The organism is Paenibacillus chibensis, assembly GCF_004001045.1.
GTDB classification, from domain to species: Bacteria; Bacillota; Bacilli; order Paenibacillales; family Paenibacillaceae; genus Paenibacillus_AQ; species Paenibacillus_AQ chibensis.
In genome coordinates this window covers 207,258-232,443 of record NZ_BIMK01000004.1, presented here as the reverse complement: position 1 = coordinate 232,443, position 25,186 = coordinate 207,258, and the positions used below count along the sequence as shown (strand labels likewise).

The 25,186-nt window shown below is 54.8% G+C and carries 23 protein-coding genes and 3 pseudogenes; 7 read left to right on the top strand and 19 right to left on the bottom strand.

Going from position 1 to position 25,186, the window contains the following annotated elements:
* Positions 1-22: 22 nt before the first annotated feature.
* Positions 23-424: a BlaI/MecI/CopY family transcriptional regulator gene (locus PCH05_RS04890; protein ID WP_127601239.1), complete on the bottom strand. Its 402-nt coding sequence runs from the start codon at positions 422-424 to the stop codon at positions 23-25.
* 240 nt (positions 425-664) lie between these two features.
* Between PCH05_RS04890 and PCH05_RS04885 the strand changes: the two genes are divergently transcribed.
* Positions 665-1,828 (top strand): YhgE/Pip domain-containing protein, encoded by a 1,164-nt coding sequence (locus PCH05_RS04885; protein WP_127601237.1) that lies wholly within the window; start codon positions 665-667, stop codon positions 1,826-1,828.
* A gap of 156 nt (positions 1,829-1,984) precedes the next feature.
* Positions 1,985-2,512 (top strand): PadR family transcriptional regulator, encoded by a 528-nt coding sequence (locus PCH05_RS04880; RefSeq protein WP_127601235.1) that lies wholly within the window; start codon positions 1,985-1,987, stop codon positions 2,510-2,512.
* A 181-nt stretch (positions 2,513-2,693) separates the two neighbouring features.
* On the opposite strand, the gene PCH05_RS04875 is transcribed toward PCH05_RS04880, so the two are convergent.
* The 9 genes and pseudogenes from PCH05_RS04875 to PCH05_RS04840 all read right to left on the bottom strand — a co-directional run bounded on the left by PCH05_RS04875 (position 2,694) and on the right by PCH05_RS04840 (position 11,485).
* On the bottom strand, positions 2,694-3,434 hold the full coding sequence (locus tag PCH05_RS04875; RefSeq protein ID WP_127601233.1) for a hypothetical protein: 741 nt from the start codon (positions 3,432-3,434) through the stop codon (positions 2,694-2,696).
* Between the two features lie 50 nt (positions 3,435-3,484).
* Positions 3,485-4,027: a CD3072 family TudS-related putative desulfidase gene (locus tag PCH05_RS04870; protein ID WP_127601231.1), complete on the bottom strand. Its 543-nt coding sequence runs from the start codon at positions 4,025-4,027 to the stop codon at positions 3,485-3,487.
* 330 nt (positions 4,028-4,357) lie between these two features.
* Positions 4,358-5,654 (bottom strand): annotated as a pseudogene (locus PCH05_RS04865) (glycosyltransferase family 2 protein).
* Complete coding sequence (locus PCH05_RS27175; RefSeq protein WP_164766541.1) at positions 5,647-5,790, bottom strand: hypothetical protein; 144 nt, start codon at positions 5,788-5,790, stop codon at positions 5,647-5,649. The pseudogene PCH05_RS04865 and the gene PCH05_RS27175 overlap by 8 nt, the downstream one beginning before the upstream one ends.
* Positions 5,791-5,803: 13 nt before the next feature.
* Complete coding sequence (locus PCH05_RS04860; protein WP_127601229.1) at positions 5,804-6,679, bottom strand: diguanylate cyclase domain-containing protein; 876 nt, start codon at positions 6,677-6,679, stop codon at positions 5,804-5,806.
* Between the two features lie 193 nt (positions 6,680-6,872).
* On the bottom strand, positions 6,873-7,970 hold the full coding sequence (locus PCH05_RS04855; protein ID WP_127601227.1) for a sulfotransferase family protein: 1,098 nt from the start codon (positions 7,968-7,970) through the stop codon (positions 6,873-6,875).
* Between the two features lie 183 nt (positions 7,971-8,153).
* On the bottom strand, positions 8,154-9,416 hold the full coding sequence (locus PCH05_RS04850) for a hypothetical protein (RefSeq protein WP_127601225.1): 1,263 nt from the start codon (positions 9,414-9,416) through the stop codon (positions 8,154-8,156).
* Positions 9,413-10,516 carry a DUF58 domain-containing protein gene (locus PCH05_RS04845; RefSeq protein ID WP_127601223.1) on the bottom strand — a complete coding sequence of 368 codons (1,104 nt, stop codon included), beginning with the start codon at positions 10,514-10,516 and terminating at the stop codon, positions 9,413-9,415. Before PCH05_RS04845 ends, PCH05_RS04850 begins: the two co-directional genes overlap by 4 nt.
* The gene (locus tag PCH05_RS04840) at positions 10,517-11,485 is read right to left on the bottom strand and encodes an AAA family ATPase (RefSeq protein ID WP_246049360.1); all 969 of its coding nucleotides are present in this window, start codon (positions 11,483-11,485) and stop codon (positions 10,517-10,519) included.
* Positions 11,486-11,740: 255 nt separating this feature from the next.
* On the opposite strand from PCH05_RS04840, the gene PCH05_RS04835 reads away from it, so the two are divergent.
* Positions 11,741-12,109 carry a DUF423 domain-containing protein gene (locus PCH05_RS04835; RefSeq protein ID WP_127601278.1) on the top strand — a complete coding sequence of 123 codons (369 nt, stop codon included), beginning with the start codon at positions 11,741-11,743 and terminating at the stop codon, positions 12,107-12,109.
* A 58-nt stretch (positions 12,110-12,167) separates the two neighbouring features.
* Here the strand turns inward: PCH05_RS04835 and rlmN are convergent, their stop codons facing one another.
* A complete protein-coding gene (rlmN, locus tag PCH05_RS04830; protein WP_127601219.1) occupies positions 12,168-13,265 on the bottom strand; it encodes a dual-specificity RNA methyltransferase RlmN in 1,098 nt (365 codons plus the stop codon).
* 406 nt (positions 13,266-13,671) lie between these two features.
* Between rlmN and PCH05_RS04825 the strand changes: the two genes are divergently transcribed.
* Together PCH05_RS04825 and PCH05_RS04820 are read left to right on the top strand one after the other, a co-directional pair.
* Positions 13,672-14,697 (top strand): glycosyltransferase family protein, encoded by a 1,026-nt coding sequence (locus PCH05_RS04825; protein ID WP_164766540.1) that lies wholly within the window; start codon positions 13,672-13,674, stop codon positions 14,695-14,697.
* Between the two features lie 31 nt (positions 14,698-14,728).
* The gene (locus PCH05_RS04820) at positions 14,729-15,865 is read left to right on the top strand and encodes a glycosyltransferase WbsX family protein (RefSeq protein WP_127601215.1); all 1,137 of its coding nucleotides are present in this window, start codon (positions 14,729-14,731) and stop codon (positions 15,863-15,865) included.
* Here PCH05_RS04820 and PCH05_RS04815 read toward each other — a convergent pair.
* Positions 15,862-16,296: a hypothetical protein gene (locus tag PCH05_RS04815; protein WP_127601213.1), complete on the bottom strand. Its 435-nt coding sequence runs from the start codon at positions 16,294-16,296 to the stop codon at positions 15,862-15,864. The two genes, PCH05_RS04820 and PCH05_RS04815, sit on opposite strands and share 4 nt — an antisense overlap.
* A 300-nt stretch (positions 16,297-16,596) precedes the next feature.
* Positions 16,597-17,064: an SRPBCC domain-containing protein gene (locus PCH05_RS04810; protein ID WP_127601211.1), complete on the bottom strand. Its 468-nt coding sequence runs from the start codon at positions 17,062-17,064 to the stop codon at positions 16,597-16,599.
* Positions 17,065-17,441: 377 nt separating this feature from the next.
* Between PCH05_RS04810 and PCH05_RS04805 the strand changes: the two are divergent.
* A pseudogene (locus PCH05_RS04805) lies at positions 17,442-17,627 on the top strand (KGG domain-containing protein); the annotation flags it as partial.
* A 97-nt stretch (positions 17,628-17,724) separates the two neighbouring features.
* Here the strand turns inward: PCH05_RS04805 and PCH05_RS04800 are convergent.
* From PCH05_RS04800 to PCH05_RS04790, 4 genes and pseudogenes are all read right to left on the bottom strand, one after another.
* A complete protein-coding gene (locus PCH05_RS04800) occupies positions 17,725-19,140 on the bottom strand; it encodes a hypothetical protein (RefSeq protein WP_127601277.1) in 1,416 nt (471 codons plus the stop codon).
* Positions 19,141-19,280: 140 nt separating this feature from the next.
* Entirely contained in the window at positions 19,281-20,255 is a 975-nt protein-coding gene (locus tag PCH05_RS04795; protein WP_127601207.1) for an aldo/keto reductase, read from the bottom strand.
* Positions 20,256-20,305: 50 nt separating this feature from the next.
* Complete coding sequence (locus PCH05_RS27875) at positions 20,306-20,434, bottom strand: hypothetical protein (protein WP_443093730.1); 129 nt, start codon at positions 20,432-20,434, stop codon at positions 20,306-20,308.
* Positions 20,435-20,440: 6 nt separating this feature from the next.
* Positions 20,441-21,141: pseudogene (locus tag PCH05_RS04790) on the bottom strand (DMT family transporter); the annotation flags it as partial.
* A gap of 340 nt (positions 21,142-21,481) precedes the next feature.
* Here PCH05_RS04790 and PCH05_RS04785 point away from each other — a divergent pair.
* The gene (locus PCH05_RS04785) at positions 21,482-22,021 is read left to right on the top strand and encodes a hypothetical protein (protein WP_127601205.1); all 540 of its coding nucleotides are present in this window, start codon (positions 21,482-21,484) and stop codon (positions 22,019-22,021) included.
* A 559-nt stretch (positions 22,022-22,580) separates the two neighbouring features.
* Here the strand turns inward: PCH05_RS04785 and PCH05_RS04780 are convergent.
* Both PCH05_RS04780 and PCH05_RS04775 read right to left on the bottom strand, forming a co-directional pair.
* Positions 22,581-24,176: a PTS sugar transporter gene (locus PCH05_RS04780; RefSeq protein ID WP_127601203.1), complete on the bottom strand. Its 1,596-nt coding sequence runs from the start codon at positions 24,174-24,176 to the stop codon at positions 22,581-22,583.
* Between the two features lie 171 nt (positions 24,177-24,347).
* Entirely contained in the window at positions 24,348-25,025 is a 678-nt protein-coding gene (locus PCH05_RS04775; RefSeq protein WP_307719507.1) for a cupin domain-containing protein, read from the bottom strand.
* Positions 25,026-25,186: the final 161 nt, after the last annotated feature.

The following is a 25,186-nucleotide window of genomic DNA, read 5'->3' as shown; positions in this document are numbered from 1 at the left end:
TCGTTTGATTGGATTTCACGGCTTAGGACCGTGATGGGTTGTTCGCGTCCTTGCTTTGCTTCTCCAATAGCAGCTGTCGCAGCTGTTCAATTTCCTGGTCCGACAGCTGCGTTTCCTCCAGAAAATTCGTCATCATCAGCCCCGCCGCTCCGCCAAACACGCGGTTCAGGAACGACCTGCTTTCCGCGCGCACGCATTCTTTTTCGGATATCAGCGGATAATAACGATAGCTCCTCCCCGACTTTTCATAGCCCAGCGCCTTCTTTTTCATCAGCCGGTTAATGAAGGTCCTGACCGTTTGGTCGCTCCATTCCGTATCTGCGGGCAAATGCTGAACGATCTGCTCTGCCGTCAGCGGGTTTTCCTTCCATACAATCTTCATAATCTCCCACTCGGACTCTGATATTTTGGGCATGCTCTCCATCCTTACACCTCCTTTCCATTCCAGGAAGATTAACTATTACAAATGTAAATATAACCTATGACCTGAACTATTACAACCGTAATTGTGTCTTAAATGAAAACTTTTCATTTTGAATATGACAAAAATCACATATAAGCGCATACATTCGTTGACACCACATTTCACCCGGCGTATGATTCTAAATCAATTACTCTAATTAAAGTAATTAAATCAAATTTATATACATCGAGGTGTGTGTCATTGAAAAACATTGTAACGTTTCTTAAAAACAAATCCGTCATCGGCGGAATCACAATGGTCCTGTTTTATCAGGTCGTCATGATCCTGGTCTTCATGACAGGCTACAGTGCCATTCCGAAAAACATGACCGAGATGTCCGTTGCCATCGTCAACGAAGACAAACAGGCGGGCAAAGAAATCGCGGCAGGCCTGGCCAAGCAGCTTCCGTTCAAAATGGTGACGGATCTTCCGCTGGATAAAGCCCAGGAGCAGCTGAACGACCGTGAACTTGCGCTGGTCATTCACATCCCGCAGGACTTTACGAAGCAGCTGTCCACATCCGGAACGAAAGCCAAAATGGATTTCTTCATGAACCAGTCCAACCCGGCGATGGTCTCGAGCAGCATGCAGTCGGTCGTGACGCAGATTATGACCAATTTGAACAACCAATTCGCAACGCAGACCGCGCAGGGCGTATTTCAGTCGATGAAAATGCCTGCGGAGCAGGCACAGAAGCTCGCGGCTGAGATTCCTACCAAGCTGGATGCGAATATCGTCAACACGAATCCGGTGCCGGCAGGCATGCATAACCAGATGGCACCCTTCTTCCTGACGATGGTCAGTTATACGGGCGCCATGATCTTCTCCATGATGATGGTCGGCGCCATGAACGTATTGAAACGCAAGATGGGTTTGTGGCAGGCCTTTTGGTCCGCGCAGGCTACCAATGCCATTGTCGCTCTGATCGCGCCGCTGATCGGGATTTCGATCTATTTCCTGATTCAAGGCGGCTACGGAGCGGAAATTTTCGTAAAGGTATGGCTTGTTCATGCGCTTGAATTGTTCGGAGCCATTGAGTTTATGTCCATTTTCAGTTTATTATTAAAGGACAAAGCCATTTTCGCGAACCTGACGCTCATGCTGATCCAAACCATCAGCAGCGGCGCGACGATGTCCCGGGAAATGATGCCATGGCTCTTCAAGATCGTGAGCTATATCTCCATCATGTTCTATACCGTGCAAACGGACTTCTCGGTCATCTTCGGCGGCGGCAAGCTAACCGAGCATCTGCTCGGATTGTGGATCGCATCCATTGCTTCCATGATCATCTGCCTGATTTCGTTCTACTTCGTTTCCCCGAAAGAATCGGCCGACGAGAGTAAACCTGCAGCGGCCGTATCATGATGAAGTCAGGTTGCAAGTTGATTTTCTTTCAATGAAGATAAGCCGCATAGACTGCCCGGGTCTTATGCCCAGGCCGTCTATGGCACATACACGCGAAGCCAGCTCACTCCCCAGAGTCAGCCGGCTTTTCGTATGATTGGATGGGAGTGTTGCATAATGTCGCTTCAAATTTTTATATTGGGAGTTCTCAGTTCGGGTCATCATCATCCGTATGATATCAAGAAAATGTTCAAGCAGAACGTGCTCGATGAAAGCTCCAAGATCAATGACGGAACCCTGTACTACAATTTCGAGGTGATGCTGAAGAAGGGGTACATCGAAAAAATCGAGGTGATCCGCGACGACAACCGTCCGGAAAAAACGACCTATGGCATCACGCCGCTCGGAAAAGGGTACTTGGAGCAGGAAATCTATGCGAGCTTTAAAAACTTCACCCGCGTCGACGCCCTGTACTCCTCTGTCATCTTCCTGAAGCATGCCGATCCGAAAAAGCTGATGTTTCTTATTGACGAGGCCAAGGAAAAGCTGGAGAACAAAATCCGAAGCGATGAGGCCTTTTGGGAATCGGTGCGTGAGGGTACCCCGCCTGCGGTGCACCTGATTCACGAGCATTCCATCAGCCAGCTGAAGATCGACCTCGAGTGGCTGAACAAGCTGGAGCAGCTCGTGATCGCGCAGCAATAACTTGACCCTACATTTACGATAGAACGGCGTACGCAGAAAGTCGCTCAGACTTATGCGTACGCCGTTTTTTGGTCTAGGCCGTACATATTCACAACGGCTAGTTCCGGATGAAAGCCTCGCAGGTCCGCTTTCAAAGCTGCATTCGTCCCCGACCGCAGCACACTCAACTTGGCGTTGCCCGTTACCGCCCGTAAAAAGCCCGCAGCTTCGCCTGCATGGCATCCTGCTGCGCGGCGAATTGGCGCTTCCGATGCCCATTAGCCCCGGAGGGATGCGGAAATCCCCGCAAAATCCGCTCCTCATGAATCCGTCCCTCCTCCGCCATCCGGCAGAGCACCCGCTCCACCGACCGGCCAAGCGGAATCAGCAGTACATCCGGGAGATCCCGCAGCTCCTCCAGGAAAGCCAGCGCCTGGCCCCAAAGCAGCGGCGAAGCCAGCATATCGGGATTCGCGCCCGTGTAATTGCGTTCCTGCACGAACACCGGGTACTTCAGGAGCGATGTCGTATGCAGCAAAAGCGCCTTCTCCCCGAACAATTCCGCGCTGGAACGGATGTCCAGGCACTCCGGCAGGCCAAGCTTGTCCAGCATGGCAGTCAGATGCTGGCGCATCGGCCCGGCAAACCCGGCCGTTCGTTTCGCCCGGCGGCAGATCTCCTCGTCCGGAAGCCCCGCGGCCAGACCGGCCACCGCCGATTCATAGGCTGCCTTCATTTGCGTCCATCCCGGCGTGATTCCAACGATCGCCACCTGCGCGCTGCGGTTGATCCATTCGTTATGCGGCGCATAATACATGGCGATCCGCCCTTCGGACGCCATGCGGAACGCTTCCGTCAACAGCTCCGGCTTGGTCAGCTCCGCGCCTTGGGGAAGCCTCAGCAGCGCCGGTTTATAATTCGAGAACAAAGATGAGATTGCCAAGGCGTTCCCTCCTTCCCGGGTACCGGAAGCAGCCGCTCCCGATCGCGGATTCATCGAAACCTTCCTTTTTTCCTGCCGTCCTTAGACTTCCTTGGGGATGCGGTTTGGGGACGCCGGCCCACAGGGCCATAAACGCTCTGCTTATCCCTCGCGTCGAAAACCTCTTCCTTATGATCAGGAATTTGCCAAAAGAAATCGATATATACGTCATGCTCCTTCGCCAACTCAAGAAAATCGCGCATGAACACGCCCCTGCCCGGGTCACAGGAGAGGCTGCCCGCGATGCCGAGGCCTCCGGCAATCTCATATCCATGCTGTTGGTATGTTTTGAGTTGGTCGATGACCGGCAGCAAGATGCGGCGATTATGGGCATGATATTCCGGTGTATCATAAGCCTCCGCGTTCATTAGCGGACGATCAAGGCCAAAAAACGTCAGCTCCGGGCATGGCAGCTGGAGAATGCCGTATCTTTCCTCCGTCGCCCAATCGACCGCCGATTTCATGATGCCGGGACTGCGGGCTTTCCCCGGCGCAACCGAATTTTGATTTAAAATGCAATGGGACATGACGATGATTCTTCTGCTGCTCTGCACGGAGCACCCCGTTTCTCCTCATTGGCCATCTCTGCACGATAGCATCGCAACCCGTCCGCAAAATGTCTGCACCGGCGTCCAGACCGGCTCGGTTCGGATTCATATAGCCACCATATATCGACTAATCTAATCGGAATAATTGATTATATTGTATGACGAATCCTTCAGAAGTCAATCATTCCGCCAAGACCAAGCGTGAAATATGTGCCATAAGGTGGTTCCAACAAGGTCACAGAATACAGCCTCACATCAAAAAGGCCCCGTCATCCTGCCGGAGCCTGCGTAATTCATCATTCGACTGGTGAAGCGGATAGCTGATGCCGCTTTAGGCTAACCGAAACGCTGGGTTTTATACCATTTGCTTTCCCGGCCGGTGATTTTATCGATGACCATATTGTAAAAGGCCTTCACGGAAATGACGAGGAACAATTGGGCATACGTGAAATAGGAGATACAGGAGAGCACGAAATTGCGTACGTTGCTTTGCCCGATATCGGTCGCCAGCGCCAGGTTGATCTGCAGCACGTAGAGAAAATACATGAGCGCCCAGGCCACGACGAGATAGACGTACACATCCGACTGGAATTGGAAGGGCGAGACCACGCCCGGCTTGAAAAGAGCGATGACCTGATACACCAGATTCGCGATAAAGACGATATCCGAGACGATGATCGCGATCATGAACCAGAAGTAGCTGGCCGCGTAGTAAAGCACCTGCAGCTTGATCCGCCAGCTGCTGCGGTCGAACAAATGATGCAGGTTTTCCACCACGACGTTGTAATTGCCCTTCGCCCAGCGTTCCCGCTGTTTCAAGTACACGCGCAGCTGCTCCGGCTCCTGCTGATATGCTTCCGCCCGGGGCGCAAGCGCGATCAGCTGGCCGCGGGACATGATTTCGAAGGAAACGGCCGTATCCTCGGTAATCGCCTGCTCGTCCCAGCCGCCGATGTCCCGCATCAACTCGGTTTTCACGATGAAATTGGTACCTGGAATCGTTCCGAGCTTAAACAGCTCCCATAGTCCGGTGTGATGCACGCGCTGAATCGTAATAATCTCAAGGTTAATGCAGCGGGACAGAAAATTCTGGCCGCGGTTACGGGCCTTGTTCCGGCCGAAGACGGCGCCGTATTGATCGGGGTTCTCCATCGCCTTTTGCGTCAGGAATAGAAGTGCGTTGCGCTCCGGTGCGGCGTCCGCATCGTATACGCAGATCCATTCGCCCGTCGCCAGCTTCAGCGCATCGTTTGAGCGCGCCGGATTTGCCGCCCGTTCCCTTCCGCTCCAGGATAACGAAATCGCGGTCCTTATAGCTGGTCTTCTCCTTCAGCGCTTTGAGCCGCCCCGCCGTGTTATCCGAGCAATTATCGGCAATGACGATCAGCTGCACCTTCTCCTCCGGATAGTTCATTTTCAGAATATGCTCCGCGGTCGCGGTGATGACAAGCTCCTCGTTATGTGCCGGAACCATGACAGTCACGGCCGGATAATCGTCCATATTGCCGGGAAGCATGAGCTCCTTCTTATTTTGCTTGAAGATGAACCGGACGGCACCCGCCATAATGATGACGGATTCGAATACGGCGATCCAGATGGTTACGATCGACAGAATCAACAGGACATCAGCCACTGAATTTCCCCCGATCGTATTTTTTATTGATATCGGCCCGGAATCGAAGGGTTGCGATCGTAAGAACCAGGATGGTTACGGCAAAAACGGCGCTGACGGCGATGCATACAGGGATAAACCAGCTCGTATAAGACATGGGAAGTCCTCCTCTAAATATATTCGCCAATCAGATCGGTCTCGGTATTGCGCTCCAGGGCGGCAATGACCTCATCGATATGCTCGTATTTGCCGAACTGCTCCTTCTGGAAGACCAGCGCACCGGCGCGGATGACCAGCTTCAGTTCCTGGCCTCTTTTATCGAGAAACACCATGTTCATCAGGGCATTCTTGATCCGGCTGGTCAGCATATGCAGGTTTTCCTGTCCCAGCATCGGGCACAAAATGATAAAACGCCCCTTGCTGATCGCAAACTTGTAATCTTCATAGCGGATTTGCTTCTGAATCGTAGCCGACAGCTCCAAAAGCAGGCGCGAATACAGCTGCGATCCAAGCGATTCCTGCACCAGCGGCAGAAAGTCGATCTTGAACATCGCCATCGAAAAGCCGTATCGGTCGGCATAGCGCTTAGCCAGATTGGATTGCTTTTGAACCGTCTCTTCCAACGCTTCCTTATTCCCGAGGCTCGTGTCGATATCGACCTGAGGCAGGATTCCTTTCATTTCATTCATGCGTTCCATCCAGCGTTTGCTGCCGATCAGTCCGGACTTGATAAAAGCGGCAATCAGCAGATTGGCGGGGACCAGCAGCATCCATGAAAAGGTCAGCACATTCAAGGGAGCATAGGTCGTCAGCCAGACGAAGTAGCTCACCATATATACGAATACCACGACCACCGAAATTCCCATCGGAATGATGAAGCCGATCAGCAGCGCCGCAAGCAGTGCCATGCTGAACGCCGCATCCAGCGTCGTGTAGGATTGATCCAGGTATATTTTCAGAAATATCAGCAGCTCCTGCACCATCGTCAAGGCGATCAAGAGCACGTAGCCAAGCTCCAGCCGGCGGATTGTTGATGGGTTCTTCATCCGCATTCCTCCCTTTTACGTTTCAGGACCGCACCACATGACTCATGGAATCTACAAGATGCCCCATTCCGTTGCGAGACCGGCCTTCAAAGAATGAACCACACTACGCAATCATTTTACTACATAATACGACATCTTTCTTGGTTATTTAATGAATAATTAACCACAAACACAAGATAATCAAACCAAATTTTCACTTTTGCGAATATTTCATCCAGAATTCTCCCGCCACAAGCGGAAGTAGGTTATCAAATACATGCGTATTCCCTTGAAATACATATCCCCCAGGGTACCTCGGATCGGCATCTCGAAACGAGAGCATATGATGATACATCTCTCCAGCCCAGGCTGTGTCGCCGGTTGCGAGCGCCAGCTGCACTGCCAGGCCGTAAACCGAAGGCGATTCGTAAGCGGCGCTGCTTGTCCGCGATACCCTGTCATAACGCCCGTGCAGCTGATGTCTGGAGCTCCATTCCTTCTTCAAAAAAGTAAGCAGCGCTTGCGGTTTACGCCCGCTTTCCTGCGCGTGTATTCCAACCAGCAGCTGATCGATCAGATTCACCGCCTTGTCATAGGCATAGGTCCCCGTGCGGACATTATAGCTTTTCGGATAAAATGCCCCGTCGTCCGGCATCTCCGCCAGCAGCTGCATATGTCTGTTCAGGAAAGACTCCTGGATCAGGCCCGCCTCGCGCATCTGCTTCATGCCGCCGCTGTCGATATAGGCTAGGCTCAGTATCTGAGCCGAATCATCGCTTAGAAAATCATGAAAATCGGTCAAATATCCATTCACCAACGTAGAAGAGACCAGGGTACGGGTCAGCCTGCCGGCCATCTGGCCGTATTCATCTATTCCCCAAAGACGTCCCGCCTCAAGCAGCGCACCAATCAGGCGCAGATCATCGCCCAGCGCATTCGTATGGACATCCGAGGTGCCATCCGGCTTCAGCTTCCAGGCTGCATATTGCTGCGGAGCGATGAAGGATCGCTCCAGCACCCCGAAGCTGTCACGGAACAGTTCCTTATCCCCCTTCAGCACGGCATACTGCAGCCAGAATCCCATCGATTCGGACAAGGCCTCCCTGCCCGCCACGATATCCGGATTTTTCGAGCTTGCGCTTTGGAGGTACGTCGCCAGCGTTCCGTTCGGATTCGTCATATCCTTTCGGATAAACCATTCCGTCTGCAGCGGCGTACGGTCAGGCTCCCTATCTTTGCCCGTCAACCAAAACCCCGTCCCCGCGAGAAGCAGGAGCCCGGCAATGACGATGGACATCCGTTTCTTGTTCATTTGAATCCCGCCTCTCTAACACGATCCGCTCATGGTAAATAATATATTACCCAATCGGTTCCAGTCTGGCACTCTGGCGATGGGATGGTATGCCAAAAAAATGCCCGGGAATCCTCCCGGGCATTTCGCGTGTTCAGCGCTTTATATTCATTCGAGGCGCGGTTCCATGCTGGCGCTTGCAAACTAATCCTCGGAACCGTAACGAATCTGGTTGTAACGGCTGACGACCTGTTCCACTTCCCGCTCCTGCAGGCCGGTGTACTCTTCCTTCCCGGCCAGCTCCATGCCGTTCTCCGAAGGCGTCAGGCTCGGACGAAACTTATAGCCCCGCTTGACCGCAGCACGGATCAAGCCTTCATAGGCGCGGCGGGGGTCTTGATCCTGGACGGCGGCCGCGTCCCTGCGCCGTTTTTTCAGTCTGCCAGGGCGCTTGCCGACTCGTTCAATTCGTTCGACCTCGTCCACGTAATCCCCCTGATCCATCGGGATGCTCCGGATCTCCCGCAGAAGACGCAGACGCCGGGCCAGCCTTTCCATAAAGGCGCGGAAGCGCTCAGGCAGCCAGCGCCGCAGCAGCCGGTACAGCAGCAGGAGCAGGGCGACGGATATCAGGACGATCAGCATCGCAAATACGATCTGGCCGACGATATGCACCCATTTCGGCGACGGGGTCGGCGGCGGCAGATCCAGCGGTCCCTGCTGCGGCATCTCTTGCGGAGACGAATCCGGCTTGGGCGGTTCGCCGCTCGGCAGGCCCCGTAACAGCCCGGCCAGCCAGCTCCGGACATAGGCCAAGCCCTGGCCCAGGCCGTTCCACATGCTCAGGAGCAGAATCAGCGCGACGACCATCCAGGTCATCCGCCGGTTCCGTGACATAATCCGGCGCAGCAGCATCTGATCCGTCTCCTGCGCATTGGAAGCTTCGCGAACACGGTCACCGTTCCAACGCAGCAGGACCCCAAACAATGTCAGCAGACTCATGAGGTAGAGCAGGGTACGATGCGGCTCGATGGCTTCGACGCGAGAGGATATGCCATATACAATCAGTGCAGCCGCCAGTCCCGCCAGCGGCAGATTCAGCTGCAGATGCCTCCACTGTTCCTTGCGTCCGACGATCAGTCCGCGGATATCCGCCAGCAGCAGCAAGAGGGTGGCGAGAATGACCGCGCGGAGCCCGGCCCCCGCAAACACCAGCGGCAGCAGCGCGGCGGCAAACAGCACAACCGTGGTCAGGCTTGCCTTATGGCCATTCGCCTGGCGCATGCCGACCAGCGTACCCGCTGCGTGGAGCAGCCATACCAGCGGCAGAAGCCACCAAGGCGCAGCCTCCATGGCATACACCATATAGAGCAGCAAAAATGGATAACATGCCGCCGTCTCCAGCAGCGAATGTCCCAATACGACCAGGAGCCGGCGCAATCGAATGCTCTTCCCGTTGTTTCTCATGCTCCTGCCTCCCGAACGTCCTCGCCCAGGTCGGCGAACGATACCCGGTGGCCTTTTTGCTCCAGCAGCCGAGCGCCCTCCAGGATCGACGCCGACCGATGGGGCGTGACCAGCAGATAATCGATCGTTTCCGCCCGGTCGGTCTCCGCCTCCAGCTTCAGCTGCTCATAAAAGGGGCGATACACCTTCAGCTCGACCGCGGCCATCGCTTCAAGCAGCTCCTCCAGATGCGGAATTCCGTAATCCGGATCAAGCCGCGCCAAGCGGGCATCGGCCTCCGGCGACAGATACGCATTGCTTGCGAATCCGGCCGCCATGCCTTGACGGATGAGCGCAGCGGCGCACGTGGCCGCATAAGACAGCGCATCTTCGATGATCTGCGGCTTGGTGACGACATTCCACATCTGCTCGGACACCTCGATGTTCAGCAGGATCATCGCTTTCGGATCCGCGGTATAGCCGTGCTGATGCACCTGAAGCTCCCCGCTTCTTGCGCTGGCCTTCCAGTGAATCCGGTTCATCGCGTCGCCGGGGGCATAGCTTCTGACGCCCGTAAACAAAAACGGATCTTCTACGATCCAGCGGCGCACGGCCAGCTCGCCCTGCCATGTTTTCCAGGACGAGGGCAGTTCCTCGTCCCTTCGCAGGAAGGGATAGACCACAAGCCGTTTGTCCAGCTTCACCTTTAAGGAGGGTGTATACATCGCAAACAGGTCACTGCCGGTCATCGTAGCCGTATCCATCCGAAAGATGCCGCGTCCCCGGCACTGGATTTGATGCGTTCTGGTGATCCGCGTCCGGGCGGGAAGCGAGAATAAGCTCGTATGGTTCTGATAGATCTGGCCTTCGCTGATCCAGGTTTCCTTGCTCCGCTTGAAGCCGAGCGAAGCCGGAAGCATCGCTTCGAGCCGCAGCCAGGGAATCGGAACACGGCGCTTGTTCTCGATCACCTCGACCATCTCGATCCGGTCTCCGGCATAACACGTCTCGGTGCTGAAGTGACGATCGTAAGCCAGCTTGCCCAGCGCGTTCCTTCCCAAAATCAGCCCCTGCAGCACCATGACGGCCCCGCAGGCGAGAAACAACCACATCACCGCCATTTATTTCACGCCGCTTTCCAGTTCCTTTTCGCTGGGAACCGGAATGCTGTTCATGATTTCCGTCAATACGCGCTCGGCTTGGCTGCCGCCGGACTCATGACGTTTGCGGAGCACGAGCCGGTGCGTCCATACCGGCAGCACAAGCTGCTTGATATCATCGGGCAGCACATAGCTTCTTCCCTGCAGCGCTGCATAAGCCTGGGCCGCGCGCAATAGCGCCTGGGTACCGCGCGGGCTGATGCCCAGCATCGTCTCCGCGTGACCCCGGGTCGCCTCCGCCAAAGCCACGATGTAACCCAGCAGGTCATCCGCGATCCGTACCTCTCCGCACAGCCGCTGCGCCTCCAGCACCTCTTCTGCGGTGGCCGTCTGGACCGCCGCTTCCACCCGCAGGCTGCCTGCAGCCGCCGTCCGCTTCAGAATTTCCACCCCTTCAACCGCCGAAGGATAACCCAGCTTCATCCGGATCAGAAAACGGTCCATCTGCGCTTCAGGCAGCGGAAAGGTTCCCTGGTTATCCACCGGGTTCTGCGTAGCCAGCACCATGAACGGGCTTGAGAGCGGCATCGTCTTGCCTTCGATGCTGATCTGCCGTTCCTCCATGCACTCCAGCAGGCTGGACTGCGTTCTCGGAGTCGCCCGGTTGATCTCGTCCGCCAGGACGATCCCCGCAAACAGCGGCCCCGGCCGGAAATGAAAGTCGCCGTCCTTTTGATTGAAATAATGAATGCCCGTCAAATCCGAAGGCAGCAAATCCGGGGTAAACTGAATCCGCTGGAAGCTCAGGCTGAGCGAAGCCGCCAGGCTTTTGGCCAGCAGCGTCTTGCCCGTTCCCGGAACATCCTCCAGCAGCACATGCCCGGAGGCCAGCAGCGCCGTTAGCAGCAGATCCACTTCATGCTCCTTGCCGACGATGACGTTCGCAATGTTTTGCTTTAATTTTTGCGTGAGCTGATGCACACTCTCCATATCTTTTCCCCACCTCTCCCTTGCCGCCATTTCGGTCCCTGGTGTTTCGTAAAAACGCTTGCAAAATGGAGCAAGTCTCCTTTGTTATACGTGTGCGAATACACGGTTTACCTGTTAAAGAACGCATAGGTATGCCGTTTCCCTTCATTCCCATATTAACAAATTTTTCTTGCCAGAGGGTAATTCTCCGAAATAACGGCAGCCGTTGACGCCGATGCCGGGGTGTCGGTAAGATGAGCGTAAGAGGTGATTGAATTGTCAACCATGCTGATACTCGGCGGCATCATGCTGTTTCTCGCGGTCGCGCTTGGCGCCTTTGGCGCGCATGCTCTGAAAGAAAAGCTGAATGAAGCCCAGCAAAAAACATACCAGACAGGCATTCTGTACCATCTGATCCACGGGCTTGGCCTGGTGTTGATCGGACTTTATGCAGGCATGTCGGAGCACGCCTCCCTTGCGGTGACGGCAGGCTGGTTCATCGCAGCGGGGATCGTATTGTTCTCCGGCAGCCTGTATGCTCTGAGCCTCACCGGCATGCGCAAGCTAGGCGCCATTACACCCCTTGGCGGCGTCGCCTTTCTGGCGGGGTGGATACTCTTCATCGTTGCCGCAGCGCAAGGATAACGGAATGCATGACGAAGAGCGCAGCTCCCTTCGGGGACTGCGCTCTTCTCATGCTCTCTTATTGGTTTGCGGCCTGGCTTGCCTTGGAAGCGCGCGCCCGATCGCTTTGGATCTGCTTGCTGCGCAGCTGTCCGCAGGCGGCATCGATGTCTGTTCCATGCTCCAGACGCACGCTGCAGCTGACGTTTTGCTTTTTCAGCGTATCGTAGAAAGCCGTAATCGTCTCTTGGGAACTCCGTTGGTACTGGCTGTGCTCATCGACCGGATTGTACGGAATGAGGTTCACGTTCGCCATGGATCTGCGGTCGCCTACCAGCTCCGCCAGCTCCAGCGCATGCTCCGGCTGGTCGTTAACGTCCTTCAGAAGAATGTATTCCAGCGTAATCCGGCGATTGGTCTTCTCCAAGTAGTAATCGATCGCTTCCATCAGCGGCTCGATCGGATACGCCTTGTTAATCTTCATGATGCGCGTGCGGATGTCATTGTTCGGCGCGTGCAGGGAAATCGCCAGGTTGGTGCCGAGATCGCTGTCGGCAAACTCGCGGATTTTAGGCGCCAGACCGCTGGTCGATACGGTAATGTGGCGCGGCCCGATCGCCAGCCCCTTATGATCGCGGATGACGCGGATGAAATCGGACATATGCTCGAAGTTATCGAACGGCTCACCGATGCCCATAACGACGATATGGCTGACGCGCTCACCCTGCTTCTGCTGATCCAGGTGCAGCTGCACCTTCATCACCTGCTCCACGATTTCGCCGCTGGTCAGATCGCGGCTCTTGCTCAGCAGTCCGCTGGCGCAGAAGCTGCAGCCGATATTGCAGCCCACCTGCGTAGTCACGCAGACGGAAAGACCGAATTTATGGCGCATCAGCACCGTCTCGATCAAATTGCCGTCCTGAAGACGAAGCAGGAATTTGACCGTGCCGTCGGCCGATTCCTGCTTGGTATGCTCCTCCAGCGTCTGAATGGCAAAATGCTCAGCCAAAAGCTCCTGGCATTCCGGTCTCACGTCCGCCATGTCGGAAAATGCGGTCACCCGCTTGCGGTACAATGCGTCCCATACCTGAAACGCCCGCGATTTTTTATGCCCGTGCTCAGCCAGCCATGCGGCCAGCTGGTCGAGAGTGAATCCATAAATGGATGGTTTGTTCATTGCTGCTTTCCTCTTTTCAAAAACCTAAAATTCAGTTCCTCTCTACTTTACCAGAAAAAGAACGTCAGTCTGCCTTTATTGTCCCAAAATTTCATTGTTAAAACAAGGGGAGCCAGCCAGGAATTGAGCCGTTCCCTTCGCCTCGGGTCTCCGGCCTATTTTTGCGCATTACGCACAGCTGCCCTGTAACAGGAGCCTTCCCCATCATATAATGAACCAAAATGAGGCTGATTCTCTCGTAAAGGGTGTCGCTATGAAAAAGAAACACAGAGCCACAAAACGCCGCCCGGTCATCCGCTCCTTGAAGAAACGGGCTGTCAGGGAGGTACCCCGCACACCCGCGCAGGCAGAAAGCTCCGCCTCCATCCGTATTGAGAAACGGCGGAGGTCTAGGCCTTCTTTCGTTGTGGAAGAAGCCTCCCCGCTCCCTCCATCCGCGGCAAGCGACCCTGTTGAAGAGGAGACGGGGGAGCCAGAAACGCCGCATCCGGTCGATTCGGGAATGGATATCCCTCGGCTCGCCCATAAAAGCCTGCGGCTCCTGCTCGTGACCCCGTTATCCGAACCTGCACATCCGGCGGAAGGACAATCCATCCCCGATGCGTTGAGGCTTTTGGTCAAAGAACTGCTTGTCGTGAAAGCCTATGAGGGTTTCGCCGACGTTCTGCATAAACTCCGCCCCGATATCCTGCTGATGATCGGCGGAGCCGAGCCGATTCACACCAATGATCTGGAGATGATCCGGCATTCGGAAATCCCATCGGCCATATGGCTGAATGACGAGAACGGAATCACCGATTCCCTGAGACAGACGGCCCTGGCTTTCAATTATGTATTTTCGCAGCATCATTCGCATCTGGCTTCGTATAAGCAGGCAGGATGCAGGCATGCCGACTACTTGCCCTTTCCAGCGAACCCGGAGATCTTTGCGCCCAAACAGAGTACGGAATCCGAACGCTGCGATCTGCTGGTTATCGGAAATGCCGGCAAGCTGCATGAAGAATACATCCGCTTGATTCAGCGTTTCTCACAAGATCTCAAAGTGCATGCCCTCGGCAAAGGCTGGGAGCCATATTCCGCTTTCATTCCTGCCGTCTCTTCCAAGGAGCCTTTGCGCGATGTCTATAATCGGGCCAATATGATCATCCACTGGGAGCCTGTCCAGCGCCGAGTGTTTGAGGCGGCCGCCTGCGGTGTGTTCCAGCTCGTGGAGGCAAACCCCGATCTTTTCAAATACATGGAGGCAAGCCAAGACGTCATACCGTTTCAGGATGCGGCCGAGCTGGATTCATGTTTGACTTATTATTCCGAAGAGGTTGACCGCAGGAGAATCATTGCCAGCAGGGCGCTCTGGCGCACGCGCTATGACTACTCACCGCTTCATATGGCCATGGAGCTCCTTCAGAGGATCGTGCCGTTACAGAGAGGCTGAAATCGCAACCTTAGAGGAGGTGCTTAGAGCCTTGAAGCTTATCGCATTTCTGCTGCCCCAGTTTCACCGGATTCCAGAAAATGACTGCTGGTGGGGAGAAGGCTTTACGGAATGGACGAATACACGCAAAAGCAGGCCGCTGTACCGGGGACATATGCAGCCCAAAGAACCGCTTGACGATTATTACTACGATCTGACGGATCGCGAAGCAAGGCAGTGGCAGGCTGATTTGGCTCGCGCCTATGGTATATACGGGTTTTGCTACTATCATTACTGGTTTAAGGGAAAGCGTCTGCTAGAAAAACCGTTCAATCAGGTTCTGCGGCTGGGAGAACCGCATTTCCCTTTCTGCCTGTCTTGGGCTAATGAAGCATGGACTCGCAAATGGGACGGCGGGAACCAGCATATCCTGCAGCCGCAGGATTATGGAACCGAGCATGACTGGGAACACCATTTTTATGATCTACTGGAAGCGTTTAAGGATGAAAGGTATATCCGTGTGAATGGAAAGCCTCTTTTTCTGATCTATCGTCCCGGGAATATTCCGCGCTGCGAGGAAATGCTAAAGTTCTGGAATAGGCTTGCTGCCGGAAACGGCCTTGAAGGCATTCATTTTGTCCGTACGCTGGGCGGGTTTCCCGTCCCGCAGCAAAAGGGGTTTGACGCAAGCGTGGAATTCGAGCCCCATTATACGTTTGCACATCATCATAGCGAAAACCTGTGGAACTATATAACAACAGCGCGCTCGCAGCATCTGATCGTCGATTATGACGGCGTATGGCAGTCGGTTCTGGGAAGATCGCCCCATCGCGGCGGCGAAATGGTTTATCCGGGCGCTTTCGTAAACTGGGATAATACGCCGCGTCTTGCGGAAAAAGGACAGAGCTGCATCGGGGCCTCGCCGGATAAGTTCCGGCATTACCTATCCTTGCAGCTCCGCCGGGCAGCTTCCGTCTATCAAAGCGAATTCCTGTTTATCAACGCATGGAACGAATGGGCAGAGGGCGCTTATCTGGAGCCCGACCGGCATTATCGCTACCGTTACCTGGAAGCGGTCAAGCAGGCTTTGGAGGAAAATGGCCTTTATTCCCTCCAAGCTGCTTCCCGTGCCGACAAAGCTGAAGCTCCCCATTCCGCCAAATGTCCAGCCTATATCGAAGCGACCTAAGCCTTCATGATGCCCAGGTTGGGAGTGCCGCCGCTGACATCGACAAACAGCACATAATTGTTGCCGTCCGTGCCATTCAGAACGAGTCCGGGCTGTCCGGCCATGACGGCTGGATAATAACGTACCTGCTGGGCGCTAAAACTGCCGGGAGGAGTTGTCGACCGCGAAATCGCCGACAATCTGTAGACGGCGTTGATCGTGCTGCCGGCATCGACGGAGCCGAACACAAGCGCATCGGTATTGGCCAGAATCAGGCCGCCGACCGCGAGATTCCCGGCAACCGACTGATCGCCGACCACCTGCATACTGCCTGCAACCGTTTGATTATTGTTGACCTGCATGCTTCCCCCAACCGTTTCGTTTCCATTGACCTGCAAATCCTGATTAATCGTCTGGTTTCCCGTGACGAGCACACTATCAAAAGTAGGCATCGCTCTACATCCTTTCGACATTGATAGGATATGATATGTATGCTGCTAAGGTCTCGTACGAGTCAGCGGCACAATTTTATAGATTTAACCGAAAAATAGTCTCGCCCCCAACCTATGAAATCGGCAGATTGATCATAGAGTTCATGATTCCTGCCCACCCTGGGCTACCGTAATCCGGCATCATACTGACATAAACAAACGGACAGCCGGAGCTGTCCGTTTACTTTTTTATATTAGCTTCCCCCGAAATGTTCCCTTAGCCAGCGCTGCGTAATCTATGGCCCACATGACGGAGTCGATTCATAGGTTTCCCATTCGTACCACCTGTTCGCTGATTCCATCCAAGGCTGCTTCCCAGAAGCGCTTCATGGTCTCACGGGCCTGCATATCCTCCAGCTTCTCCTGATGAAAGCTGATGGTTGTCCTGCCCTGCGCAGCCGGTAAAATGCGAATTTGAAGCGTCGAGGGCTCCTTCCATCCGGCACGCTGCCATTTCATCCGCAGCTGCTCCAACGGCTTGACAATCCGAAGCTCTCCCGTCGTGCCTTCGCTCGAAGCAAATGTCTGTCCAGGTGTAATCTTAAAGCCGTTCACCTCGCCGATCCAATATCTCATTCCTTCGTCAGAAACAAGCAGATCCCACGCTTCTTGAGCAGATAACGCTAACGTTCTGCGAACTCCAATTTGAAATCCGGCCGCCGCCGTTTTCCCAACCGGCTTGATAGCATTGCCGCTTGCGGATTTCTTTTCTGCAGGTAATGAATCCATTATATCCCAACCTCCTAATCAGGTGTATTAGGTATATCCTCCGGCTCTGGCAAAGTCGTCCATCGTTATCAACATATATAATATAATCCCATTTCAACTCGTATGTAAATAAATGGATACTTTGTTTTTTCGAAATGCCCACAACCCGGATAGCCGGCAGGCGTTCCCCGATTTCCGATTGCATTCTGAACAGACGGGTAATAGAAGACTACCGGTTCCGGGACCCACCGCTCACCTGCCAAGCATTCACGCTTCCCAGCATTTTCAAGCAGGAAATAACAAAGCTTTTGTTTGATACGCACCGATCGCGGTTATATAAATAACGTAGCGGTGATGCAAATTATTGCAAAAATACAATTAAAAGGGAGAGATTTAAAATGGCAGACAAAATGTCCAGAGAAGAAGCAGGTCGCAAAGGCGGAGAAGCAACGGCACGTAATCATGACAAAGAATTCTATCAGGAAATCGGCGAAAAGGGCGGAGAAGCCACTTCCAAAAACCATGACAAGGATTTTTACCGCGAAAACGGTAGAAAAGGCGGGGAAGCCAGGGGTAATAACAACTAAATATGGAAAGATGCCTTCATAATCTAGAATAAAAAGCACGATTTCAACCGCGCATTGAAATCGTGCTTTTTCGCGTTCAGGTTTGATATCACGATCAAATCAGGAAGATGGCCACGACGGTTGTAACGATAAGCCCGATAAGCACCGGTTTCAAATTGCGGCGAGCCAGCTCGAATGGGCTGACTCCGCAAATAGCCGCAGCCGGAATCAGTGCCCACGGAATCAACGTGCCGCCGCCGACCCAAATCGCGGCGATTTGCCCTAGCGCCGTTAACGTCGCCGCGCCCGTATGCGTCGCTGCCGCGAACAGCTGGGCAATGGAGCCTGCGAGCGAGATGCCGGAGAAACCGGAGCCGTCGAGGCCGGTAATCGCGCCCGTAATGGTCGATGTCACCGCGCCCACCGCACCGTTCAGCGGCACGCTGCCCGCCAGCGCGACCCCAAGGTCGTTCACGATGCCATGGGACGCTTCGGGGAGCACTTTGCCGAACAGGTCCGTAAACGCCGCATCGCCAAGATAGAAAAAGGCGGCGATCGGAATGACCGGAGCGAAAATTTTGAAACCGAACACAAAGCCGTCGATCAGGTAGGTGGTGATTTTCTCCAGCCCCTGATTTCTGTGGGCAAGAAGTGAAACCGCGATCAAGATCAGTACGGCCGTGCCGCCAACAAGCGCGGTGGCGTCTCCGCCCTGTAGCTTTAGCAGGAACATCGCAACCACGTCCGCCAGAAACAGAAGCAGAACAACCAAGGCCAGCCCCTTTTTCATCTTGGAGGGCAATACGACCTTGATCTCGTCTGCCGCCCCGTCTGCCGCCAGAACATTGCCCGTGCTTTTGACGGCAACCAGGCCGTCTCTCCAGGTTCCGTTCTTCATATCCTTGCGCATCATCCAGAAGGCGGTTACAGTCGTCACGAGTCCCATGACGATGACGAGCGGCACGCTCGCTTCCATGACGCTAGTGACGGGCAGACCTGCCGCATCGGCCGTCAGCTTCGGCGCCCCCTGGATAATATAGTCGCCCGAGAGCGCAATGCCGTGGCCGAACAGGTTCATCGCCATCGCGGCGCCAAGCGCGGGCAGGCCGACGCGGATCGCTACCGGAAGCAGCACGGCGCCGATCAGGGCAACCGCCGGCGAGGGCCAGAAAAACCAGGACGTCACCATCATAATGATGCCGATGCCCCAGAATGCCAGCGCCGGCGTGCGTATGAAGCGTGTGAGCGGGGCGACCATGGCCTCGTTGATGCCCGTAATGATCAACACCCGGCTCATCGCCACAATAATGGATATGATCATGATCGTGCCCATCAGCTCTTTGGTGGCATAAATGAATGAGTTGAATATGCCGGAAACCGAACCGCTAAGCGTGCCTGTCGCCAGCACGCCAAGCGCGAAAATCCCGGCCACGCAAATCATCGTCGTATCCCGCCGCCGAATAAGCAGCGCCATAATGAACACGATGAACGCCAGATATACGTGATGAATGGCCGTTAAATGAATGACCATTTCCAAGGTCACTCCCTTCCCCTGCTGCAAAGTCGTGCTATATGCTATGCAGGGGTCTGGGCGAACGTTCATCGGAGCGGCGCTTTACGGAGTGACCTTTGTCAGGTTACATCGAAGCAGCGGAGCATCTGGAACAGAGATTAAGACAGGCGATACGATGCAAAGGGCTTGCCGTATAAGAAGGCATCGCTGACCTCGTTCAAGCGGGTCAGCGCCTCGGCGGGCAGGTCCAGCTCCACGCTTTTCAAATTCTCATCCAGCTGCTCGGCCCGGGTGGCGCCCACAATGACCGTCGAAACAGCCGGTTGCTTCATCAGCCACGCAATGGAGAGGGTGCTCGGCGTACAGCCGTATGCCTCAGCAATCCGGCTGACCTCCTCGCCCAGCGTCAGCGTCCGGTCGTTTATGAAGCGGTTGAAGCTCGGATCCGTTTGCGCGCGCGATTGCAGCGGCGCCCGGTCGGCGAAGCTGTATTTGCCGGTCAGGATTCCTCCGGCCAGAGGGAAATACGGAATGATACCCACGCCCTGGTCCAGGCACATCGGCACTAATTCCTGCTCCGGCGTGCGGTCGGCCAGCGAGTAGCTCGTTTGCGTGGACACATACCGGTTTAACCCCTTCGCTTCACTGATTCCCAGCGCCTTCATCAGCTCCCACGCGGCATAGTTGGAAGCGCCGATATAGCGGACTTTGCCGGCACGAACCATGTCATCCAGGGTGCGCAGCGTCTCTTCAAGCGGGGTATTCGGATCGAACGTATGGATCTGGTACAGATCCACATAATCGGTTTTGAGCCGCTTCAGGCTTTGGTCCAGCTCCTGCATCAGATGAAAGCGCGACGAGCCCCGGCTATTGGGACCTTCCCCGCGGATCAGCCCCGCCTTGGTGGCCAGCACCACCTCATGTCTGCGCCCGTTCAACGCTTCTCCGATAATCCGCTCGGATTCCGTGCCGGCATAAATATTGGCCGTATCGATAAAATTGATGCCCTGATCGATCGCTTGATGAAGAATCCTCGTGGACGCTTCCTGATCGGCCCGTTTGCCGAACGCATTTGTGCCAAGACCCAGAAGGGACACTTCCAGGCCGCTATTTCCCAATCGGCGGTATTTCATCTGCAATTCGCTCCTTCACCTGTTTTTTTAATTTCACTGATTGAATGATGTTATTTCATAATCTCGCTCTGCTGCTCCGAACCCGTTTGCAGCGGCAGCTCCGGATGCTTCGTCCGGCTTTTGCCGTTCACGAGCCAGATGCCCAATAACACGAGCATAATCCCGCCGACCGTAATCATGCCGAGCTTCTCATCAAGGAACAATACGCCCGATACCACCCCGATAACCGGTACGAGCAGCAGTGAGATGGATGCCTTGCTTGCCTCCACCTTCGACAGGTCACAAAAGCCAGCGCCGAGCCGACAATACCCGAGAACAGCACATATACCGCAGGCATGACTCCCCAGTGGCTTTCCCCATGCTCGAACATGAGGGAGTATAGCAGCAGTCCCGCGGCACCGGTAATCATCTGCCATGTCGTAAACTGCAGCATGTCGCAATGGCCCAGCTTCCTTTTTACCAGCAGGTTGGCTATCGCCCAGGACAGTCCCGAGGATACAGCCAGCAGCAGGGCAGGCGTGCTCCCGCTCCAATGCGCATCCATGGCCACGAACAATCCGGCGATGCCGACCACGATTCCCAGCAATTTACGCGCGCGTAGCTGTTCACCCGGCAGCCAGAAGTGCGCCATCAAGGTCAGCCACAGCGGCATGCTGTAAGTCAGCACCGAAGTGAGCCCCGCGCTCAAATCTTCGAGTGACAACTGAATGGCCAAATTAAAATACATCGTCTGCAGCAGGCCGCAAAGAACATACCACTTCAAATCCTGCAGCCGGGGGAGCGGCACCCTTTTCACGATGCACACCGCTATCAACACGAGAGCTCCCAGCGCAAACCGGTAACCGGCAAACAGCACTGGCGGAAAAACGCCGTTCGCCAGCTTCATGAACACCCAGTTAAAGCCCCAGATCAAGCATAGCAATCCGATCAAACCATTCATTAACCACACCTCGGATGTCTTAAAAAATATGTATAAAACCTAGCTATGTCAGACTCCCGCCGCAGCGGCAGCCGTTGTTTTTAGTGAATATACGTTCTCTCCGGCTATTTGTCAATGAAGCCCACCGGCGATAACAGGGCTGCAAATCCAGGCTGGGGGCACTCTCCCATTTGTTGTCCCATAAAATTCGATACGCCAAGGCAGCGACCCTCACCGCCTGAGAAATCTCATCATTTACTAATGATATGTCCACCATGATGAAATCTACAAGAAAGGTCGTGTTGTAATGGATCCAGATGAGCTGATCGTCACGCTGGTTAGGGACGGCAAGCAAATGTCGACGCGGGTTCCGCTCCGCAAGTTCGATAAGTTTGTGTTCGTCATTAATGACCAGTTTACGAATGCGCCTAATACCACACAGATCGCAAGCGGCGCCGGTCGCAGCAGTGCAGCCGGCAGCAACGCAGCCATCAAGTCTCCGTTCACGCAGCAGCAGGAGAGCATCGGAGCCGGCGGCAAAGCCAAAAATATACTGGATAAAAAAGTCCTCCATCCGCTTCATGCCTCCCCCTCCGGGAAAAGGCACCGCAGCCGCCGCAAGGAGGCGGTATTCATCATAAACCATCAAGTCGTGAAGCTCCCGCGGAACCAAAGGGCTGCCTCGGCCACGCAGATCGCAAGCGGCGCCGGCAAATACAGCACCGGCGGTACCAATGCTGCCATCGAGAGCCCCTTTACCAAACAGCAGCAGGCGGTTGGCGGCGGACAAGGAGGCCGGGCCGTCAACAAGCTGCGGAAACAGGGCGGCGGGCGGCGGCGCCGTTAGCGGATCGCTTCTTTGCCCAGCATCCCGGGCGACCGCTAAGCTGCCCGTCACCGTTGACACGCATCATGGAACACAACACAAAATCCCCCGTAATGGGGGATTTCAGCTTTTCCACGCATGCGGCCAATCTCTTAAACGGCATTAGCGCTTTGTAGCGTTGTATCCAATGCTGTTAATCCGTCTGGCTGCTCCAACGGCTTAGCTCCTCCAGACAATTCTTTCCCAGCTCACCCAGGCGCCAGATCGCTGCCCTGCCGTAATCGTCCCGCCGATAATCGAAGGAATCCGGGGACTCCCAGGGTTCTATTTTGGGGCTTGGGTTCACTACCGGCTCAAGATGCTGCCCAGACGGCTGCGATCCATCCCGTTAAGCAACATAAAAACCTTCTTTCCGAACAAGGGAGGATGACGAAAGCTTGCAGCAGGCCGCTGCTTCGTATCGGCGTCAATAAAATGACTCAAATACATAGCAGCCCCTTATTTTGAAGTGCAAAAACCCGGTCAGCCTTGTCACCAGGGCATCCGGGTTTTTCTTGCAGCAAAATGTCTTATCCGAATGTTATGCCGATTGTTGAGCTGACACATCTCCTTGCGCTTGCTTCCGGACTCTCGCCGCCTTGTTGGCCACCAGCGTCACTGCGAAGGCAAGCAGCAGGGCCACCGCCATGGAAAGGGTAAATCCGATGACGTTGTTGGAGAGCAGCGGCCCCATAAAGGACGGCACATATGCGGTCCCCCGAACGTTAAAAACGCCGACCAGGCCGCCGCCAACGCCCGCGGACAGAATCGCCCCCGCGAAAACCCATTTGTTCGAGAACATGAATGGATACGCCGCCTCCACGAATGTGCCGAAGCCCATATTGATCAGAAAGCCCGGCGCCGCGACAGCCGCCTCACCCTTATCCCTTGGGGCAACAATGTTCGCAAGCGTGATGCCGGCGGATACCATGACCAGTCCGACCATGTCGATTGCGCCCAGGAAGCTGTTGCCTGTCTTCTCCATTTCGAGCAGAACGATTGGCAGGATCGCCGCGTGATACACGCCGCCCAGAATGGCCGGCCAGATCAGCAAGCCGCCGATGACGCCTGCTACAATCGGATTGAAGGAAATCGCCTCATTGATCAGATATTTGATGAATTCCCCAGCCTGGAGCGCAAAGGGAGCAATCAGATAATACATGATCAGTCCGGAGATCAGACCGGCGAAGCCGCCGGCCACGATATTGACGGTCGTCATCGGGAATTTCCACTGCACGCATTTGACGAACAGGAACTGCACGAGCAGTCCAGCACCTATTCCGCCGAGGATGCCCCCGATAATGCCGCCGTTGATGGATAGCGCGCCGGCGATGACCCCTGCAACGATCGACACCTCGTCCATGTCGGAAATCTGCTTGGCCGCGATCACGGCCAGAACAACCGGCAGCGCCTTCAGCATGACGTCGAATACTTCACTAAGGCCCTTCAAGGCTGGAATCTGGCTGAGCGCCAGCACGATTGCCATGGCAATAAAGCCGGGCAGAGAGGATTGCATGATGCCCTTCAGATTGACTCTCCGCCAAGGCTTGTTGGCAGCCGTCAGCTTCCCCGCGCCCGGGCTTCCCAGCACGGGCACATATTTTATTCCCCAATGCTTGCAAAGCGAGGTGACGAACGACACTGCCCGGGTCCGGTTTGTCGTCCCCGTCGTGCCGGAAGTCGCGATCACATTCGCTCCCTTGGAGCTGATTAAAGCCATGGAGGTGCCGCCGGTGCCTACCACCGGAATGTGGAGCTCCGCCGCCGCTTCGATCGTGAAACGGTTCGCCACTTCCGAATCTGCGCTCATTACGATCAAGCCGTCTACCTGCCCTGCACGGATTAAGCCGGCCATCTCATGGTCGATTTCCGCTGCGGCCTGGTTTACCTCGCTCAAGGATCCCGCTGTCCGTTTCATCAGCCGGTTCTCGTCCGGATCCCAACCGTATAGAATTGCTGATGTGCTCTCTTTAGCCGTATCCATGGACTCCGAGGCCGCAATGAACTGCACTCCGCTGATCTCGACTCCCGCTCCCTTGCACTGCGCCGCGATTTCCCCCATCAGCTTGTCCGGATCTTTGCCGCCCAAATTATATAAATTGCCGCCGCTGCTGCCTATGACTGCTATTCGTTTCATGATGTGCTCCTCTATCCATCTATTTTATCGCTTTATTCAGGTACCGTATTACCATATTATAAGAGTAAAATGTCGGACGAACAACCGCTATTTCGCAAAATAACCGGAGCGGACATTTCAGGACAGCAAAAAAGAGAGAGGGGTCCCCCTCCCTTCTTTCCTAAGTATTCGTTACCAGAAGCGGTTCGGATCGAAGCGATACGGCTGGGCAGGCCCTGGTCCGTAAGGATTTTGCGGCTGGAACAACGGCTGCTCCATCTGCAAACCCGGGTAGACGGGCGGAACGAATTCCGGCTGCGGCTCGGAAAGGGACGGAAGCTCGCGGTTAACACAATCGACAGGCGGACCCAAGATGACCGACTGCGTTATGGGCGCCACCGCCTTGGCGTACTCTTCCGGATTGACGCAATATGCACGGTTCATAATTTCCTTTGGCGTAAAGCGCAGGAAGTCTGAAGCGTACACGATATCCGGCGTCGGCTGATCGAATATCGTCATGATGAACGTATGGTCCGTGAGCGAAACGATCCAGTGGAACCAGCCTTTCGGAAGCTGGGATACCTGACCGGGTTTGAGCCGGTACGTCATCAGCTTTTGCGTAAACGGGTTAAACACGGATGTCATCACTTCGCCGGTAATGACCACCACCAGCTCATTCACATTCGTATGCCAATGCGGATTGATCATCATACCCTGGCTCATCGATACATTAAAAAAGCCCGTGTGAACCGCCGGCAGCTGTGCGCCGAACAGCTGGGTAATATAATTCCGCGAATCCCTGCGGTACGTCACAACTTCATTGGAATCCGCGCTGAGATTCAGAGACGGGGATGTCAGATCAACGTTCAAGTCAGGTGCCTCCTCTAGGTTCATGTCTATCTCACTGTATGCATTCGCCCAGGCAATTGCTCCTGACAATCGGGGTTGTGGACGCCTCAGATTCCGTTATAATAAAATCAATCCCCTTAATGGATAACTTTAACAATTAATCATGAATAATGAACACTTAT